Source organism: Micromonospora sp. LA-10, from assembly GCF_051853095.1.
In the GTDB taxonomy this organism is placed as follows: Bacteria; Actinomycetota; Actinomycetes; order Mycobacteriales; family Micromonosporaceae; genus Micromonospora; species Micromonospora echinospora_A.
In genome coordinates this window covers 5,730,876-5,748,114 of record NZ_CP195710.1, presented here as the reverse complement: position 1 = coordinate 5,748,114, position 17,239 = coordinate 5,730,876, and the positions used below count along the sequence as shown (strand labels likewise).

At 74.0% G+C, this 17,239-nt stretch carries 17 protein-coding genes; 8 read left to right on the top strand and 9 right to left on the bottom strand.

What is annotated here, in order from left to right; translation table 11 throughout:
• Positions 1-18 precede the first annotated feature (18 nt).
• The 3 genes from ACSDG8_RS27105 to ACSDG8_RS27095 form a co-directional block, all read right to left on the bottom strand.
• Positions 19-945: a serine protein kinase RIO gene (locus tag ACSDG8_RS27105; RefSeq protein ID WP_439427331.1), complete on the bottom strand. Its 927-nt coding sequence runs from the start codon at positions 943-945 to the stop codon at positions 19-21.
• A 278-nt stretch (positions 946-1,223) separates the two neighbouring features.
• Positions 1,224-1,868, bottom strand: a complete 645-nt coding sequence (locus tag ACSDG8_RS27100; protein ID WP_210895064.1) for an HAD family hydrolase — start codon at positions 1,866-1,868, stop codon at positions 1,224-1,226.
• Between the two features lie 56 nt (positions 1,869-1,924).
• On the bottom strand, positions 1,925-2,770 hold the full coding sequence (locus ACSDG8_RS27095; RefSeq protein ID WP_210942492.1) for a carbon-nitrogen hydrolase family protein: 846 nt from the start codon (positions 2,768-2,770) through the stop codon (positions 1,925-1,927).
• Between the two features lie 105 nt (positions 2,771-2,875).
• On the opposite strand from ACSDG8_RS27095, the gene ACSDG8_RS27090 reads away from it, so the two are divergent.
• The 6 genes from ACSDG8_RS27090 (at position 2,876) to mug (ending at position 7,602) form a co-directional block, all read left to right on the top strand.
• Entirely contained in the window at positions 2,876-3,448 is a 573-nt protein-coding gene (locus ACSDG8_RS27090) for a TetR/AcrR family transcriptional regulator (protein WP_210895062.1), read from the top strand.
• Positions 3,449-3,551: 103 nt separating this feature from the next.
• Positions 3,552-4,469 carry a TIGR04222 domain-containing membrane protein gene (locus ACSDG8_RS27085; RefSeq protein ID WP_210942493.1) on the top strand — a complete coding sequence of 306 codons (918 nt, stop codon included), beginning with the start codon at positions 3,552-3,554 and terminating at the stop codon, positions 4,467-4,469.
• Positions 4,466-5,290: a DUF692 domain-containing protein gene (locus tag ACSDG8_RS27080; protein ID WP_439427330.1), complete on the top strand. Its 825-nt coding sequence runs from the start codon at positions 4,466-4,468 to the stop codon at positions 5,288-5,290. Before ACSDG8_RS27085 ends, ACSDG8_RS27080 begins: the two co-directional genes overlap by 4 nt.
• Positions 5,287-5,733 carry a hypothetical protein gene (locus ACSDG8_RS27075; protein WP_210895059.1) on the top strand — a complete coding sequence of 149 codons (447 nt, stop codon included), beginning with the start codon at positions 5,287-5,289 and terminating at the stop codon, positions 5,731-5,733. Before ACSDG8_RS27080 ends, ACSDG8_RS27075 begins: the two co-directional genes overlap by 4 nt.
• Positions 5,734-5,765: 32 nt before the next feature.
• The gene (locus ACSDG8_RS27070; protein WP_439427329.1) at positions 5,766-6,527 is read left to right on the top strand and encodes an SDR family oxidoreductase; all 762 of its coding nucleotides are present in this window, start codon (positions 5,766-5,768) and stop codon (positions 6,525-6,527) included.
• A gap of 454 nt (positions 6,528-6,981) precedes the next feature.
• Complete coding sequence (gene mug / locus ACSDG8_RS27065) at positions 6,982-7,602, top strand: G/U mismatch-specific DNA glycosylase (RefSeq protein WP_439427328.1); 621 nt, start codon at positions 6,982-6,984, stop codon at positions 7,600-7,602.
• Positions 7,603-7,852: 250 nt separating this feature from the next.
• On the opposite strand, the gene ACSDG8_RS27060 is transcribed toward mug, so the two are convergent.
• The 3 genes from ACSDG8_RS27060 to ACSDG8_RS27050 form a co-directional block, all read right to left on the bottom strand.
• Entirely contained in the window at positions 7,853-9,835 is a 1,983-nt protein-coding gene (locus tag ACSDG8_RS27060) for an ABC transporter ATP-binding protein (RefSeq protein WP_439428074.1), read from the bottom strand.
• Positions 9,836-9,971: 136 nt separating this feature from the next.
• A complete protein-coding gene (locus ACSDG8_RS27055) occupies positions 9,972-10,739 on the bottom strand; it encodes an enoyl-CoA hydratase/isomerase family protein (protein ID WP_439427327.1) in 768 nt (255 codons plus the stop codon).
• A 46-nt stretch (positions 10,740-10,785) separates the two neighbouring features.
• Entirely contained in the window at positions 10,786-11,013 is a 228-nt protein-coding gene (locus tag ACSDG8_RS27050) for a helix-turn-helix domain-containing protein (RefSeq protein WP_007072022.1), read from the bottom strand.
• A gap of 560 nt (positions 11,014-11,573) precedes the next feature.
• Here ACSDG8_RS27050 and ACSDG8_RS27045 point away from each other — a divergent pair.
• Positions 11,574-12,176, top strand: coding sequence for a cadmium resistance transporter (locus ACSDG8_RS27045; RefSeq protein WP_439427326.1), 603 nt, complete (start codon positions 11,574-11,576; stop codon positions 12,174-12,176).
• A 155-nt stretch (positions 12,177-12,331) separates the two neighbouring features.
• Here ACSDG8_RS27045 and ACSDG8_RS27040 read toward each other — a convergent pair whose 3' ends face one another.
• Positions 12,332-13,939, bottom strand: a complete 1,608-nt coding sequence (locus ACSDG8_RS27040) for an ABC-F family ATP-binding cassette domain-containing protein (protein ID WP_210895054.1) — start codon at positions 13,937-13,939, stop codon at positions 12,332-12,334.
• Between the two features lie 246 nt (positions 13,940-14,185).
• On the opposite strand from ACSDG8_RS27040, the gene ypfJ reads away from it, so the two are divergent.
• Entirely contained in the window at positions 14,186-15,100 is a 915-nt protein-coding gene (gene ypfJ / locus ACSDG8_RS27035) for a KPN_02809 family neutral zinc metallopeptidase (protein WP_210895148.1), read from the top strand.
• Positions 15,101-15,170: 70 nt separating this feature from the next.
• On the opposite strand, the gene ACSDG8_RS27030 is transcribed toward ypfJ, so the two are convergent.
• A complete protein-coding gene (locus ACSDG8_RS27030) occupies positions 15,171-16,382 on the bottom strand; it encodes an RCC1 domain-containing protein (protein WP_210895053.1) in 1,212 nt (403 codons plus the stop codon).
• A gap of 162 nt (positions 16,383-16,544) precedes the next feature.
• Positions 16,545-17,183: an acVLRF1 family peptidyl-tRNA hydrolase gene (locus ACSDG8_RS27025; protein WP_210895052.1), complete on the bottom strand. Its 639-nt coding sequence runs from the start codon at positions 17,181-17,183 to the stop codon at positions 16,545-16,547.
• Between the last annotated feature and the right edge of the window lie 56 nt (positions 17,184-17,239).

Here is a 17,239-nt window from a genome sequence, read left to right as displayed (position 1 = left end):
GCCCGGGACGCCCACCCGTCAGCGGATCCCCGCCTCCCGCAACAGCGCCTCGGTGAGCGCCTCCGGGTCGGTGACGGTGGCGGGCATCCCGCGGGCCGCGAACCAGGCGGCCACCACCCGCACGTCGCGGGCCAGGAACTCGCCGCCCTGCGGGTTGGCCACCACGTCGACCACCTGCGGCAGGTCGATCAGCACCAGCCGGCCCGCGTGCACCAGCAGGTTGTACGGGGACAGGTCGCCGTGGGCGTACCCGGCCCGGGCCAGCACGGTCAGCGCCTCGACCAGCTGGTCCCACAGATCGCGCAGCTCGGCGGCGTCGGGGCGGACCTGCGCCAGCCGCGGCGCGGCCTCCCCCGCCCCGGCGTCGCCGACGAACTCCAGCATCAGCTCGGTGCCGAGCAGCTGCACCGGATAGGGCACGGCGATCCGCCCGGAGGCGGCGCCGATCTCCCAGAGCTGGGACAGCGCGGCGAACTCGGCCGCCGCCCACTGCCCGGCGATCATCTGCCGGCCGAACGCGGTACGGCCGGTCATCGCCCGCATCTCCCGCGACCGGCGCACCCGGCGGCCCTCCAGGTAACCGGCGTCGCGGTGGAAGAGCCGGTGCTGGGCGTCGCGGTACCGCTTGACCGCCAGCAGGCAGGAGCGGTCGGTGTCCGGCACCGCGCGGCGGACGAGGTGGACGTCCGCCTCCTTGCCGGTCTTGAGCACCCCGAGCTCGGTGTCCCGGGCGGCCAGCTCGGTGACCAGCCAGTCCGGGTACGGCTCGGGGCCGTGGACGGCCCGGTCCCAGGAGGACCAGCTGTCCTCCGCGTCGGGCTCGGCGTCCGGGTCGGTGAGGGTCGGCGTGGGCCGCCCCCGCTTCAGGAAGTCGGTTTCGTCGTCGTCGAAGCGGCTCTTGCCGCGGCCACGGCGCTGCGGCGCCGGGAAGTCGTGATCGCGCACGGGTGGATCTGTCCTTCGATCGAGGCTGGTGGAGGCAGGTGGAACGACCCTGCGAAGACGGCCATGACCGACCTCCTCTCCTCGACCGGGCATCACCCGGCAGCGCACTCGCGCGGCACCATGCTCGTCCGCGGCCCGGCGCGGGTCAACGGATTTTCCCCCGCCGTGCGGCCGGCCCGTCCGACCGCCGTGCGGCCCTTCGATCCGGCCGCAGTGCCGCCGGACGGCCCGTCGATCCGGCCGCAGTGCCGCCGGACGGCCCGTCGATCGGCCGCCGGTCAGCCGGCCAGCACGGCCGCGACGGCCGCGATCAGCCCGTCCTCGACCCGGGTCGGCGCGAACCGGGGGTCCGACCAGCGGCGTCCCCGGTGCAGCCAGACGCTGGGCAGGCCCACTGCCGTCGCGCCGCCGATGTCCGCCTCCGGGCTGTCGCCGACCACCCACGCGCCGCGCAACGGCATCCGGGCCCGCTGGGCGGCGAGCGCGAAGATCCTCGGGTTCGGCTTGCTGACGCCGGCCTCCTCCGAGATCACCCAGTCGGCGACGTAGCGGTCCAGGCCGGTCTTGCGGATCTTGGCGTCCTGTTGACGGGACGCGCCGTTGGTGACCACCACCGGCACCCAGCCGGCGTCGGCGGCGATCCGCAGCGCGCAGGCCACCAGCGGATCGAGCCGCATGTGCGCCACCACGCCGTCGTGCAGCTCGTCGACCAGGTCGATCGAGGGGATGCGCAGCGCGTACCGGTCGCGGATCGCGTCCGCCACGTCCCATCGGTTGGTCAGCCCGTCGGCGTCCACGGACACCAGCCAGTCGAGGTCGGCGGGCGGCGCGCCGATGCCCGCCAGGAAGCGTTCTCCCCAGACACGGAACGGCCCGTCGCGGTCCAGCAGGGTGTTGTCCAGATCGAGCAGGAGCAACGGCACTTGGGCACCCTACGGGAACGCTCGGGGCACCGACAGGGCCCCGGTGCCCGCCACGGTCAGGCGACGAGCGCCGTGCGGGCGGCCCCGGCGTCCACCGGCCGGTCGAGCAGCATGGTGTGCGCCGCGCGGGTGGCCGCCAGCGCGTCCGGGTCCAGCGTCGCCACCAGTACGTCCTCGCCGGTGTCGGCGCCCCGCGCCAGCGGCCGGCCCTCCGGGTCGTACACCGCCGCGCCGCCGTTGAACCGCCAGGGATCCGCGCCGCCGACCGCGTTGGCGAACACGACGTACATGGTGTTGTCCAACGCGCGGGCGGCGTAGTAGAGGTCACGGCGGTGCGCCGAGCCGGCCAGGTAGCCGCTCGGGCAGAGGTACCCGTGCGCGCCGTCGCCGGCCGCGGCCCGCGCGTGCTCCGGGAAGCAGCCGTCGTAGCAGACGCCCAGGCCGAACCGCCACGTGTCGACTTCGAGCGTCGCGCCCCGGCGGCCCGCGTCGAACAGCTCGCGCTCACCGCTCCAGAGCTGCTGCTTGTCGTACGCAGCGGTGACCGTGCCGGCCGGGTCCACGACGAGCGAGGAGATCGTGCGCCGCCGGTCGGGGTGGCGGACGGCGGCGCCGATCACCACGGCGGCGCCCGCGTCGGCGGCGGCGGTACGCAACGGGTCCAGCCGGGGGTCGGCTACCCGGCCGTCGGCGTCGGCGGCCACGTCGGTGCTGTCCGGGTCGGCGCCCAGCGTCGGCGGGTGGTACGCCGGCAGGAACAGCTCGGGCAGCACCACGACCCGGGCGCCCGGGGCGCGGCCGACGAGGCGGGCGGCGGCGCGGGCGTTGCCGGCGACGTCGCCGGGCACGGGCTGAGCCTGGACGGCGGCGACGGTGAGCGGGCGCGCAGGAAGGGCGGTCACGCGCCGATCCTAACCATCCGGTAAGCAGCGGATGATCTTCGGAAATCGCATCTCAAGCCGTACGTACGGTTTGCATCACGCGGTCCCACCTGGGACGATCCACAGGTGCCCAGAGTAAGTCAGGACCAGCTCGACGCGCGCCGTCAGGAGATTCTCGCGGCGGCGCGGGCGTGTTTCGCCCGGCACGGCTACGAGGGCGCCACCGTGCGGCGGCTGGAGGAGGCCACCGGCCTGTCCCGTGGCGCGATCTTCCACCACTTCCGGGACAAGGACTCCCTGTTCCTGGCCGTCGCCGAGGACGACGCCGCCGCCATGGTGGAGACGGTGGCCCGCAACGGCCTGGTCCAGGTGATGCGGGACCTGCTCGCCCGGGCGGTCTCGCCGGACACCACCGGCTGGCTCGGCAGCCAGCTGGAGGTCTCCCGCCGGCTGCGCACCGACCCGGCCTTCGCCAAGCGCTGGGCGGAGCGTTCCGAGGCCATCGCCGGGGCGACCCGGGAACGCCTGGTGCGTCAGCGCGAGGCCGGCGTGCTCCGCGACGACGTCCCGATCGACGTGCTGGCCCAGTTCCTGGAGCTGGCCTACGACGGGCTGGTGCTGCACCTGGCGATGGGCCGCCCGGCCGGCGACCTGGCCCGGGTGCTCGACCTGGTCGAGGAGGCCGTGCGCCGGCACTGAGCCGCTCCGGTCTCGGTCCGGTAACTGCGCCGCTCCAGGAGATCCACTCTGGCGCGCCTGCTCCACAATGAGCCGCGACCCCTCCTCGCGACAGGAGCAGACGATGACCCCCTCCGACACCTGGGGCATCCCCGGCCCCGTATTCCTGCGCTGGTATCTGCTGCTCGCCGTCGTCCTGGTCATCGGTGCGATCGTGTACCGGCGTCGCATGCTGGCCGGCACGCCGGTGACCGACCACGGCACGCTGGGGCCGCAGCAGGTCGCATACCTCAACGGCGGCGACCAGCTCGCCGTCTGGGCCGCGCTCGGCGCGCTGCGCCACTCGGGCGCGGTCGGCGTACGACCGGACCGGCGGCTGGCCACCGGCGGTCCGCTGCCGGCCGGGGCCACCCCGCTGGACCAGGCGGTCCACTACGCGGCGAGCCGTGGTCTGCGTACCCGGGAACTGGCCGCCGACGAGTGGGTGCGGCGGGCGATCGACGAGCTGCGCGACGGTCTGGTCCGCCGGGGCCTGGCACTGGACCAGGAGCGGCGCCGGACGCTGCGACGCGGCGCGCTGCTGATCGGATTCCTGCTGGCAATCGGCGTCGTACGCGCGATCTCCGGCCTGCTCAACGACCGGCCCACCGGCTGGCTGCTGCTCAGCCTGCTCCCGCTCGGCCTCGCGTTCGTGCTGCTCAACCGCGTGCCCTGGCGTACCCGGGCGGCCACCGCGGCGCTCAACGACATGCGCCGCCGGCACACCTGGCTGCGCCCGGCCGCCTCCCCCGCGTACAACACGTACGGCCCGGCCGAGGTGGCGCTGGGCGTGGCGCTGTTCGGCACCGCCACGCTCTGGACCATGGACCCGGGCTTCGCCGAGCAGGCCGAGATCCAGCGCCAGGCGATGGGCAGCGCGGGCGGCGCCAGCTCCGGCACCTCCTGCGGCGGCGGGGCGACCGCCGGCGGCGGCAGTTCGTGCGGCGGCGGCAGCTCCTGCGGGGGTGGCGGTGGCTGCGGCGGAGGCGGGTGCGGCGGATGACCGGCCCGTCCGGCGTCGGCATCGGCATCGGCTGGCGACCCGAGATCGCCGGGTTCGTGGCCGGTCTGCCGGGGCTGCGCTTCGTCGAGGTGGTCGCGGAGGCGGTCGCCCCGGCCGGGCCGCTCCCCGACGGGCTGGCTGAGCTGCGCGAACGCGGCGTCGACGTCGTACCCCACGGGGTGCGGCTGTCCCTCGGCGGCGCGGAGCCGGTCGACCCGGAGCGGGTGGCGCACCTGGCCGGGGTGGCCGCGGCGCTGGACGCGCCGCTGGTCAGTGAGCACATCGCGTTCGTGCGGGCCGGCGGCCTGGAGGCCGGCCACCTGCTGCCGCTGCCGCGCAGCCGCGAGGCGGTGGCCGCGGTGGTGGCGAACGTCCGCCGGACCCAGGCGGAGCTGCCGGTGCCGCTGGCCCTGGAACCGATCGCGGCGTTGTTCGACTGGCCCGACGACGAGCTGGACGAGGCGGACTTCCTCACCGAGATCCTCGACGCCACCGGCGCGCTGCTGCTGCTCGACGTCGCGAACGTGCACGCCAACGCCCGCAACCGGGGCGGCGACCCGACCGAGCTGCTGGACCGGCTGCCGCTGGAGCGCATCGCCTACGCGCACGTCGCGGGCGGCGCCGAGCACGGCGGCTTCTACCACGACACCCACACCGACCCGATGCCCGAAGCCGTGCTCGACCTGGTCCGCGAGTTGTGCGCCCGGCACCGCCCGCCCGCGCTGCTGCTGGAACGCGACGGGCACTACCCGCCCGCCGCCGAGCTGCGCGCGGAGCTGGACGCGCTCGCCGCCGCCTCCGGCCACCCGGTCGTCACGTGAGCGGCGACCTGGCGGCCCGGCAGGCCGAGCTGGTCGCCGCGCTCGTCGCCGGTGCACCCCTGCCGCCCGGTTTCGCCCCCGCGCCGGTCGAGGCGGCCCGCCGGGCGCTGCTGCGCAAACGCGCCGGTGACGTGGCCCGGCACTGGCCGCTGCTCGCCGCGGGTCTCGGCGCGGACTGGCCAGCGACGTTCACCACGTGGGCGGACGGCCGCCCCACGAACGGCTCCCTGCGCGACGGCTGGGACCTGGCCCGCGCGCTGCGCGACCGGGGCACGCTGCCGCCGCTGGGCGCGGAGGAACTGGCCGCGCGCGAGGCCGCGAGCCACTACGACGGCCACCGCCCGCCCCGGCCCCGCCGGATGCCGGCCGTCGCCCGGGCCGGCGGCGCCGTCGCGGCCCAGTTCGCCGGCCGGGTACGCCTGCTGCGGCCCGCCCCGCGCTGACACGCGACCTCCGGTACGGCAGGATCGGGCGTATGGATCTCGGACTCGCCGACCGGGTGTACGTGCTGACCGGCGCCTCCGGCGGCCTCGGCTTCGCCACCGCCGAACAACTCGTCGCCGACGGCGCCCGGGTCGTCATCGCCGCGCGCGCCCCGGAACGGGTGGCCGCCGCGATCGAGGCGCTCGGCGACCCGCAGCGGGCGATCGGGCTCACCGCCGACCTCACCGACCCCGGCACCCCGGACCGCCTCGTCGCCGCCGCCCGCGAACACTTCGGCCGGCTCGACGGCGCGCTGATCTCCGTCGGCGGCCCGCCGCCCGGCACCGCCGCCACTGTCACCGACGAGCAGTGGCGCGAGTCGTTCGAAACCGTCTTCCTGGGCAGCGTCCGGCTCGCCCGCACGGTGGCCGGCGCGCTGACCGACGGCGGCGCGATCGGGCTGGTGCTGTCCACGTCGGTACGCGGACCGCTGCCCGGGCTCGGCATCTCCAACGGCCTGCGGCCGGGCCTGGCCGGCGTGGCGAAGGACATGGCCGACGAGTTCGGCCCGCGCGGCGTACGCGTGGTCAGCCTGCTGCCGGGACGGATCATGACCGACCGCAACCGGGAACTGCTGGCCGGTTCCGGCGACCCCGAGCGGGCCCGAGCCCAGGCCGAGGCCGCGATCCCGCTGGGCCGCATCGGCGACCCGGCGGAGTTCGGCCGGGTGGCGGCGTTCCTGCTCTCCCCCGCCGCCGGGTACGTCACAGGGGTGACCGTCCCTGTCGACGGCGGCGCGCTGCGCGGGCTGTGAGTGTGGCTGCGGTGGCCGGGCTTTTCGCGACGGTGGCTCCGACGAGCGGGCTTTCCGGGTTCGTGGCTGCGTCGAGCCCGCTTTTCGCGACCGTCGCTGCGCTGAGCGGGCTTTCCGGGGTTACGGCTCCGGTGAGCGGGCTTGCCGCGGGCGTCGCTTCGGTGAACGCGCTTTCCGCGGCCGTCGCTGCGGTGAGCGGGCTTTCCGGGGTCGTGGGTCCCGTGAGTGGGCTTCCCGCGGCCGTCGCTGCGGTGAGCGGGCTTTCCGGGGTCGTGGGTCCCGTGAGTGGGCTTCCCGCGGCCGTCGCTGCGGTGAGCGGGCTTTCCGGGGTCGTGGCTCCCGTGAGGGGGCTTTCCGCGGCGGCTGTGGTGCGCCGGGGGCGGATGGCCGTGCCCGCGGCGGGCTGGATGTCGCTGGCGGCTGGCGTCTGCCGGGCACCCGGGGCGGTGGGCCGGTGAGTGATCGACGGCGGCCGGGCGGTGGGCGGCCCGAGGCCGCGCCCGGCCCCGGCACGCCCGCACGGCGGCACCCACGCCCCAGCCGCGAGCAGCTCGCCGCGGCGGCCGACCGGCTGCTGCCGGACGTGATCGCGCCCGGTCTGGACGTGCTCTTCGTCGGCATCAACCCGGGCCTGTGGTCGGCGGCCACGGGCTGGCACTTCGCCCGCCCGGGCAACCGGTTCTGGCCCGCCCTGCACCGGGGCGGCTTCACCCCGCGTCTGCTGCACCCCAGCGAGCAGGACACGATGCCAGCGCTCGGCCTCGGCATCACCAACATGGTGGCCCGCGCCAGTGCCCGCGCCGACGAGCTGACCGCCACGGAACTTGTCGACGGCGCCGCCATGCTCACCGCGAAGGTCGAGCGGTACCAGCCGCGCTGGGTGGCGGTGGTCGGCGTGACCGCGTACCGGATCGGGTTCACCCGGCCGAAGGCCGGCTTCGGGCCGCAGCCCGAGACGCTCGGGCCGGCCCGGCTCTGGGTGCTGCCCAACCCGAGCGGCCTGAACGCCCACTTCACCCCGGAGACGCTCGGCGCCGCGTTCGCCGAGCTGCGTGCCGCGGTCGTCGCGGGTTAGGGCTTGGCTCCGGGAGTCCGGTGCCAGCCGGGGCGCCGACGGTCCGCCCAGTCGGCCCGGCCCAGCCGGCCCGCCCCGGGTCTAGCCGGTCCACCCCGGTCCAGCCGCCCCCGCCGGTCCGCCGGTCGACTCCGGTACAGCCGGTCCAGCCGCTCCGCCGGGTCGGCCCCGGTCCGCCGGGTCGGCCCCGGTCCAGCCGGTCCGCCCCGGTCCAGCCGTTGCGCGCCGGGAGTGGGGCCTCGTCGGTCCGCTAGTTGGCTGCCGCCGGGGGCAGGGCCTCGTGGGCGACGTAGGTGCCCATCGGCACCGTGGTCACGACCGGCTCCGGCTGCTCCGCCTCGGCGTGGGGCGCGGGCGAGTCGGTGACCGCGAACTGGGTGCGGTACAGCTCGGCGTACAGGCCGCCGACGGCCACCAGCTCGTCGTGCCGGCCGCGCTCCACGATCCGGCCCTCGTCGAGCACGAGGATCTGATCGGCGTCGCGCACTGTGGAGAGCCGGTGCGCGATCACCAGCGCGGTACGGCCGGTCAGCGCCACCGACAGCGCCCGCTGCACCGCGGCCTCACTCTCCGAGTCCAGGTGTGCGGTGGCCTCGTCCAGGATCACGATCGACGGGGCCTTGAGCAGCAGCCGGGCGATGGCGATGCGCTGCTTCTCGCCGCCGGAGAAGCGGTAGCCCCGCTCGCCGACTGTCGTGTCGAGCCCGTCCGGCAGCGTCCGGACCAGGTCGGCCACCTGCGCGCCGGCCAGCGCGGCCCAGATCTCGTCGTCGGTGGCGTCGGGTTTGGCGTAGCGCAGGTTCTCCCGGATGGTCTCGTGGAACAGGTGCGAGTCCTGGGTGACCACGCCGATCTCGTCGCGCAGCGAGGCGAGCGTCGCGTCCCGCACGTCGACGCCGCCGACGAGCACCTGGCCCTCGCTGACGTCGTAGATCCGGGAGATCAGCATGGACAGCGTCGACTTGCCGGCGCCGGAGGGGCCGACCAGGGCCACCATCTGCCCGGGCTCGACGGCGAACGAGACGCCCTTGAGCACGGGCTCGTTCACCGTACGGTCGAGGGTCGAGACCTCTTCCAGCGACGCGAGTGACACCTCGGCGGCGCTCGGGTAGCGGAAGCGCACGTCGCGGAATTCGACCCGGCCGGCGCCGCGCGGCACCGGCACCGCGTCGGGCTTCTCGGCGATGGACGGGCGCAGGTCGAGCACCTCGAAGACGCGGTCGAACGAGACGAGCGCGCTCATCACGTCGACCCGGACGTTGGACAGCGCGGTGAGCGGGCCGTAGAGGCGGGTCAGCAGCAGCGCCAGCTTGACGACGGTGCCGGCGCTGACCGCCCCGGTGACCGCCAGCCAGCCGCCGACCCCGTAGGTGAGCGCCTGGGCCAGCGACGCGACGAGCAGCATCGCCACGAAGAACGTCCGCGAGTACATCGCGGACTGGATGCCGATGTCGCGCACCCGCTCGGCCCGGCGGGCGAACCGGTCGGCCTCGACCTCAGGCGCGCCGAACAGCTTGACCAGCAGCGCGCCGGCCACGCCGAACCGCTCGGTCATTGTCGCGTTCATCTTGGCGTCGAGGTTGTACGACTCGCGGGTGATCTCGGCCAGCCGCCGGCCCACCCGGCGGGCCGGAATGATGAAGATCGGCAGCAGCACCAGCGCCATCACGGTGATCTGCCAGGACAGCACGAGCATCGCGGCGGCGGTGAGCACGAGCTGGATGACGTTGCTGACCACGCCGGACAGCGTCGAGGTGAACGCCCGCTGCGCGCCGAGCACGTCGTTGTTGAGCCGGCTCACGAGCGCGCCGGTCTGGGTGCGGGTGAAGAACTGCAGCGGCATGCGCTGCACGTGGTCGTAGACCCGGGTGCGCAGATCCAGGATGATGCCCTCGCCGATGCGGGCCGAGTACCACCGCTGGACCAGGGAGAAGAGCGCGTCGGCCACGGCGAGCGCGGCGATGATCAGGGCGAGCCGGACCACCGTCGCGCGGGCGTCCGGGCCGGCCCCGGCGATCGCGTCGATCACGTCGCCGGCGAGCAGCGGAGTGGCCACGCCGATCACCGCGGCGACGATCACGGTGATCAGGAAGACGACGATGTCACGCCGGTAGGGCTGGGCGAACGCGACGATCCGCCGGGCGGTGCCGCGCTTGAGCTCGTGGGTGGAGACCTCGTCCCGGTTACGCAGCGACCGGAGCATGCTCCAGCCGCCCATGCCGCCGCCGGCCATCGGGTGGGACACGCGTCACCTCCGGGTCGTCAGGCAGCATGAATCGTCGGAGTCCATTCTCCAGACGCCTGTGACAACCTCGCGAGTAACCCGGTTCTTCCCGAACGGTCCTTACGAAATCGCGCTTCCGGGCCGGTTACTCGCCCCGGCCGGCCAGGTCCCGGATGCGCCGGGTCTGCGACTCCCGCTCGGCGCGCTGCTGCTCGGCGTGCGAACGGTCCGCCGCGCCCGCCAGGAGCGCCTTGATCTCGACGATCGCGTCCCGGTTGTTGGCGAGCAGCCCGGCCGACAGGTCACGCACCGCGGCGTCCAGCTCGTCGTTCGGCACCACGAGCGTGGCCAGGCCGATCCGGTCCGCCTCGGCGGCGTCCATCCGGCGGCCGGTGGCGCAGATCTCCAGGGCACGCGAATAGCCGACCAGCTCGACCAGGCGGCGCGTGCCGGCCAGATCGGGCACGAGGCCGAGCGTCACCTCGGCCATCGAGAGCTTGGCGTCGGCGGCGAGCACACGCATGTCGCAGGCGAGCGCGAGCTGGAAGCCGGCGCCGATGGCGTGGCCCTGCACCGCGGCGATCGACACGACGTCCGGCCGGTGCAGCCAGGTGAAGCCGCCCTGGTACTCGGCGATCCGGTCGGCGCATTCCGCCTCCGGGAGCGCGGCCAGCTCGGCGAAGGAACCCGGCCCGGTGGCACCGGCGACCGCCAGGTCCAGGCCCGCGGAGAAGGCTCGCCCCTCGCCGCGTACGACGACCACGCGGACGTCGCCGGGCAGGTCGCGGGAGAAGTCGCTCATCGCGCACCACATCGCCGGGGTCTGCGCGTTGAGCACGTCGGGCCGGCACAACGTCACCGTCGCGACCGGCCCGTCGCAGTCGAAGCGCACTCCGGTCGTCTCGGCGGTCACCGGACGGCCCGGAACACTGCGCTGATGGACGACGCTGGGCGGCGGGTCACGCCTTCTTCCGGCGCCGGGCGCCGCCGCGCTGCCGCAGCTGCACGCCGGATTCGGTGAGCACACGGTGGATGAACCCGTAGGAACGGCCCGTCGAGGCCGCCAGAGCACGGATGCTCTCACCCCCGGTGTACCGCTTTACCAGGTCTTTGGCGAGCGTCTGACGCTCGGCCCCGACGATCCGGCGACCCTTCTCAGTGCTGGTGGCTGTGCCGGTGGCTGCCATGCTGATCCCTCACGTCCCAGACTGTGCGGTTCGGATACGGTCCCACCTATTAGACCGCCTCGGACGATCATGCGCCAGATATCAACTATTCGCCAACCGACACGCTACGCAATGTCAGCTTCCCGATAGAGTGATCCTTCCGGCCGGCTGATCCGTACCGGCCCGCCGGACGAGCCCGTCCGCGGCAGTTCGGCGAGGTGGCGGCATCGACGGGCCCACGCTCACCCCGTGGCCGGCCGTTCGATGCCGGCGAGAGCACGCGAGTCACCGCCAACCGGCCCACCGATCGACAGGCGACGATTCGTTCCGCGCCACTTCGGCGAAGTGGCGGCATCCTCCCCCATGATCGACACCACTTCCCCGAAGTGGCTGCATCACCGCGCCCCGGACACCCCCACTTCGGCGAACTGGTGTGGATCATGCCGATGGTGGGTGCGCGAGGAAGGCCGCGAAGGCAGGCCGGGCAAGCCAGGCGGGTGGACGGGCGAGCGGGCCGAGCGGGGTCAGGTGGCTTGGGTTGACGGTGGGCGACCGGTGCGGCGGGCCGTATCGTGCCCCGCGTGATTGACGTGATCACGGCTGCGGCGGGTGCCGCCGGTGTCTTCGCCGCCACGAACCTCGACGACATCGTCGTGCTCACCGTGCTGTTCGTGGCCGCCCGGCACAGCGGCCGGCCCCGGCCGTGGCAGATCGTCGCCGGGCAGTACGCGGGCATCGGCGCGCTCGTCGCGATCGCGGTGGTTGCTGCCGCCGGGCTGCTCGTGGTGCCGGACCCGTGGCCCGGCCTGCTCGGGCTGCTGCCGATCGGGCTGGGCGTCCGCGCGTTGCTGTCCCGCGCCGACGACGACGAGCCGCCGGCGGTGGTCGGCAGCCTGCTCGGCGTCGCCGGGGTGACCGTGGCGAACGGCGCGGACAACATCGCCGTCTACATACCGGTGTTCCGCTCCCTCGACCCGGCCACCGGCCTGGTCTGGTTGCTGGTGTTCGCCCTGCTGGTGGCCGTGTGGTGCGAGGTCGCCGCCGCGCTCGGCGGGCACCCCCGGGTGGTGGCCCTGGTCGGCCGCGCCGGCCACTGGCTGGTCCCGGTGATCTTCATCGTCATCGGCGCGGTCATCCTGCTGACCTCCGGCGTCCTCCCCCACGCGGCCACCCTCCTGACCTGACCACCACCCCGCCCGCCCGACCGCCCCAGGCCCAACCCGGAACGGCCCCCACCCAGCCCGTCGATCATGAAGTTGACGGCGATGTGGATCTCCAAAAGTGCCGCCAACTTCATGATCAACGAGGGAAAGCGGGGGAAGGCCGACCACGAGCGGGGTCAGGCCAGCTCCACCAGTTCCAGGAGGTCGTCGGACCAGGCGTCCTCGTCGCCGTCGGGCAACAGGATGGCGCGGTCCGGCTTGAGCGCGCTGACCGCGCCCGGGTCGTGCGTGACCAGCACGATCGCGCCCGGGTAACGGGCGATCGCGTCGAGCACCTGCTCGCGGCTGACCGGGTCGAGGTTGTTCGTCGGCTCGTCCAGCAGCAGCACGTTGGCGCCGGAGCAGACCAGCGTGGCGAGCGCCAGCCGGGTCTTCTCGCCGCCGGAGAGCACGCCGGCCGGTTTGTCCACGTCCTCGCCGGAGAACAGGAACGCGCCGAGGATCTTGCGCAGGTCGGTGTCGGTCTGGTCCGAGGCGGCGCTGCGCATGTGCTCCAGGATCGTCCGGTCCACGTCGAGCGTCTCGTGCTCCTGGGCGTAGTAGCCCAGCCGCAGCCCGTGCCCGGGGCGCACCTCGCCGGTGTCCGGCTCCAGCAGCCCGCCGAGCATCCGCAGCAGCGTGGTCTTGCCGGCGCCGTTGAGGCCCAGGATGGCAACCCGGGAACCGCGGTCCACCGCCACGTTGACGTCGGTGAAGATCTCCAGCGACCCGTACGACTTGGACAGGCCGGTGGCGGTCAGCGGCGTCTTGCCGCACGGGGCGGGGCTCGGGAACCGTACCTTGGCGACCTTGTCCGCGACGCGGACCTCGTCCAGGCCGGAGAGCAGGCGCTCGGCGCGCCGGGCCATGTTCTGCGCGGCGACGGTCTTGGTGGCCTTGGCCCGCATCTTGTCCGCCTGCGCCATCAGCGCGCCGGCCTTCTTCTCGGCGTTGGCCCGCTCCCGGCGGCGGCGCCGCTCGTCGGTCTCCCGTGCCTCCAGGTACGCCTTCCAGCCCAGGTTGTACGTGTCGACCACGGAGCGGGTGGCGTCCAGGAACCAGACCTTGTTGACCACCGCCTCCAGCAGCGAGGCGTCGTGGGAGATCACGATCAGGCCGCCCTTGTGGTTGCCGAGGAAGCCGCGCAGCCAGGTGATCGAGTCGGCGTCGAGGTGGTTGGTGGGCTCGTCGAGGAGCAGGATGCCGCCGCCGTTCTCCCCGGCGTCGCGGAACAGGATCCGGGCCAGCTCGATGCGGCGGCGCTGACCGCCGGAGAGGGTGCCGATGGTCTGCGCCAGGGCGCGGTCGGGCAGGCCGAGGTTGGCGCAGATCCGGGCCGCCTCGGCCTCGGCCGCGTAGCCGCCGAGGGAGGCGAACTGGTCCTCCAGCGCGCCGTACCGGCGGACCAGCCGCTCGTCGTCGGCGCCCTCGGCGAGCTTGTCCTCCAGTTCCTTCATCTGCGCCATGAGCACGTCCAGCCCGCGGGCGGAGAGCACCCGGTCCCGGCCGGTGACGTCCAGGTCGCCGGTACGCGGGTCCTGCGGCAGGTAGCCGATGGCGCTGCGCCGGTCGATCTGTCCGCCGTACGGCTGCCCCTCCCCGGCGAGCACCTTGAGCGTGGTGGTCTTGCCGGCGCCGTTGCGCCCGACCAGGCCGATCCGGTCCCCCGGCTGCACCCGCAGGGTGGTGTCGGACAGCAGGATCCGGGAACCGGCGCGCAGTTCCAGGCCGGTGGCAGTGATCATTTCGGAGTACTCGCTCTCGGGTCCGGAAGGGCTGACTCAGGGCACGCGAAAGCGCCGGCGGGTGGTGATTTCCCGTCGGCGCGGGGCGGTTCAGCCTTCGCAGCGCAGCACGGGGGCAAGTGTACCGGGCCCCGCGGACCCTCTCCGCCGGATTACCGAGCAAGATCATCGGGTACCGAAACCGCCGTCCGGACCCGGTCCGGTACCGCAACCATCACAAACGGACACATCGGTGATCGGGGTCAAATGGAGCTGAACGAGAACGCGCGGGTCGACACCAGCCAGGTGGACGACCGGCGAGGGTCCGGCGGAGGCGGCGGGATGGGCATCCCGATCCCGATCGGCGGTGGCCGGGGCGGGATCGTGGGCATCATCATCGCCGTGCTCGTCGCCCTGGTGGGCGGCGGCTTCGGCCTCAACGCCGCCACCAACGGCGGCGGCTCCGAGCAGGGCGACAACACCTCGCTGGAGCAGAAGTGCTCGGCGCAGGACGCGCTGGAGCAGCTCGACTGCCGCAACACCCTCTACGTCAACTCGATCCAGGCGTACTGGCGTACCGCGCTGCCGGAGGCGTTCGGCGAGCAGTACAAGCCGTCGAAGACCGTGTTCTTCAGCCAGAACGTCAGCACCGCCTGCGGCGCCGCCGACTCCGGCGTGGGCCCGTTCTACTGCCCGGCCGACGACCAGGTGTACATCGACCTCACGTTCTACCGGCTGCTGGCCGACCAGCTCGGCGCCAAGGGCGAGTTCGCCCAGCCGTATGTGCTGGCCCACGAGTACGGCCACCACGTGCAGGACCTGCTCGGCACCGAGGCGCAGATGCGCCGTCAGCAGCAGCGCGACCCGCAGAGCGCGAACGCGCTGTCGGTGAAGCTGGAGCTGCAGGCCGACTGCTACGCCGGCGCGTGGGCGAAGAACGCCACCGGCACCGCCGACGACCGCGGGCAGAAGATCTTCAAGAGCATCACCGAGGAGGACATCTCCCAGGCCATCGACGCCGCCGAGAAGATCGGCGACGACGCGATCCAGGAGCGCTCCGGCCGGCCGGTGAATCCGGACGAGTTCACCCACGGCACCTCGGAGCAGCGCAAGCAGTGGTTCACCAAGGGCTTCACCACCGGCGACCCGAAGTCCTGCGACACCTTCGGCGCCGGGGCCTGATCCCCGCACCGCGCATCGGCCCGCACCGCCGCAGACCGGCGGTGCGGGCCGATGTCGTTTCCGGGGCCGGTCAGGCCGGCACTGTCACCTGGGCCGGGGTGGACCGGTTGACCGTCGTCCCGTCCCCGAGCTGGCCCCCGCTGTTGTCGCCCCAGCACCACAGGCCGGCGTCGGTACGGATCGCGCAGCCGTGGTCGGTGACCGCAAGGCCGCCGGTCCAGCTGGTGGCGGCGCCGACCTGCGCGGGCGCGGACCGGTGGGTGGTGCTGCCGTCGCCCACCTGTCCCGCCGAGTTCTTGCCCCAGCACCACAGCGTGCCGTCGGTACGCGCCGCGCAGCTCGTGTCGCTGCTCGCGGCGATCCGGTTCCAGGTGGTGGCGGTGCCGATCTGCACCGGCGCGGTCCGGTAGGTGCCGCTCACGCCGAGCTGGCCGTAGCCGTTCTCACCCCAGCACCACAGCGCGCCGGAGCGGACCCCGCAGGTGTGCGCGTACCCGGCCGCGACGCCGGTCCACCCGGTCGCGGTGCCGACCTGCGCGGGCGCGGTCTGGGGCGCCAGGTTGCCGAGCCCGAGCTGGCCGTCCGAGCTGGACCCCCAGCACCAGAGCGTGCCGCCGGTCCGGATCCCGCAGGTGTGCCCGTAGCCGGTCGAGACGCTCACCCAGTCGGTGGCCGTGCCGACCTGCAGCGGGGTGTTCGCGACGTACGGCGAGGCGCCGACGCCCAGCTGCGTGGTCCGGTTGAAGCCCCAGCACCACAGCGTGCCGTCGGTGCGGATCGCGCAGGTGTGCTGGGGGCCGGCGTCGACCCGGGCCCAGGTGGTCGCGGTGCCGACCTGCACCGGGGCGGTGCGGCTGGTGGTGGTCCCGTCGCCGAGCTGGCCCCGGAAGTTCGAGCCCCAGCACCACAGCGTCCCGTCCGTGCGTACCGCGCAGGTGTGCCCGGAGCCGCCGTCGACATCGGTCCAGGTGGCGGTGCCGACCCGCGTCGGGGCGCTGCGGTTGGTGGTGGTGCCGTCGCCGAGCTGGCCGGCGTAGTTGGAGCCCCAGCACCACAGTCCCCCGTCGGTGCTGATCGCGCACGTGTGCGCGCCGCCCGCGGTGACGCTGCTGACTGTGGGTGCGGCGAGCGCGGCGCCCTGCACGGGGCCGGCGTTCGCCGTGCCCGCGGTCAGCGCGGCGGTGAGCACGAGGCTTCCGGCGCTCATTGCCGCCGCCGCGACGAGGAGTCTCGTCGCACGGCGCCACCGGGCCCGCAGGCGGCCGTCCTGATATCCGCTCATGAAGTTGTCGTCTCCCAACGATGTCGGCGCGTGATGGCGGAGGCGAAGCTGCCCTGCGGGTCGCCCGGAGACCCGGCTTCGTGACACCGACGATAGGCATCGAGTCGATTCGATGCACCATCGAGGAGCGGGATTGAGCCGTCTTGAGGTGATCTTTCCTGTTCAGCGGACCAGGATGTGGACCGCCCGGGCGGCGGCGACTGCGGCCACCAGGACGGCGTGCCGGGGCTCGGGCACGTCGAGCAGGCGCGGGGCGCGCAGCGCCGTCAGCGGGGCCAGCCGCCGGTCGGCCAGCACCGTGTCCACCGCGCGCCGGTCACCGCCGCAGACGAGCGTCGTCAGCGTGCCCGCCTCCGGTAGCAGCAGGCGCACGGCCAGCTCGGCCGCGTCGCCCAGGGCCGCCTTCGCCTGGTTGTCGCGCCGCCGGGCGAACCGCTGCTGGGACCAGCCGCCCGCCGCGGTACGACCCTGCACGTAGCGGGTGTCCACCTTGGAGACCACCAGGTCGACGCCGTCGGCGACACCGACGGCGACAGCGCCCTTGCGGGCCAGGAGCAGACCGATCCGGCGGGCCGCCGTGGCAGCAGCGACAAATCCGGGTACGTCCGCCGACGCGCTCGCGCCGGGCGGGGTGTGCAGCTCGGCGGTGGCGTCGTCCGGGGCGGTGAGCAGCAGCCCGTACTCCTGGACGGTCGTCGTCGGCGGGCCGTGCCGGTCGGTGAAGCCCTCGACCCAGCGGGCGACGCGGCCGGGGTCGACCTCGACCCACCGGCCGCCGCCGGCGGCGGGTCGGCTGCTCATGGCCCGACGGTACGCCATCGCCGGGCCCCGGAACGCAACGCGGGAGGACACCGTGA

Bases quoted from the DNA above. Each gene is read 5' to 3' on its own strand.
- ACSDG8_RS27085 (WP_210942493.1), top strand. From the start codon at position 3,552: ATGACCCCCTCCGACACCTGGGGCATCCCCGGCCCCGTATTCCTGCGC.
- ACSDG8_RS27080 (WP_439427330.1), top strand. From the start codon at position 4,466: ATGACCGGCCCGTCCGGCGTCGGCATCGGCATCGGCTGGCGACCCGAG.
- ACSDG8_RS27070 (WP_439427329.1), top strand. From the start codon at position 5,766: ATGGATCTCGGACTCGCCGACCGGGTGTACGTGCTGACCGGCGCCTCC.
- ACSDG8_RS27060 (WP_439428074.1), bottom strand. From the start codon at position 9,835: ATGGCCGGCGGCGGCATGGGCGGCTGGAGCATGCTCCGGTCGCTGCGT.
- ACSDG8_RS27050 (WP_007072022.1), bottom strand. From the start codon at position 11,013: ATGGCAGCCACCGGCACAGCCACCAGCACTGAGAAGGGTCGCCGGATC.
- ACSDG8_RS27040 (WP_210895054.1), bottom strand. From the start codon at position 13,939: ATGATCACTGCCACCGGCCTGGAACTGCGCGCCGGTTCCCGGATCCTG.
- ypfJ (WP_210895148.1), top strand. From the start codon at position 14,186: ATGGAGCTGAACGAGAACGCGCGGGTCGACACCAGCCAGGTGGACGAC.
- ACSDG8_RS27030 (WP_210895053.1), bottom strand. From the start codon at position 16,382: ATGAGCGGATATCAGGACGGCCGCCTGCGGGCCCGGTGGCGCCGTGCG.
- ACSDG8_RS27025 (WP_210895052.1), bottom strand. From the start codon at position 17,183: ATGAGCAGCCGACCCGCCGCCGGCGGCGGCCGGTGGGTCGAGGTCGAC.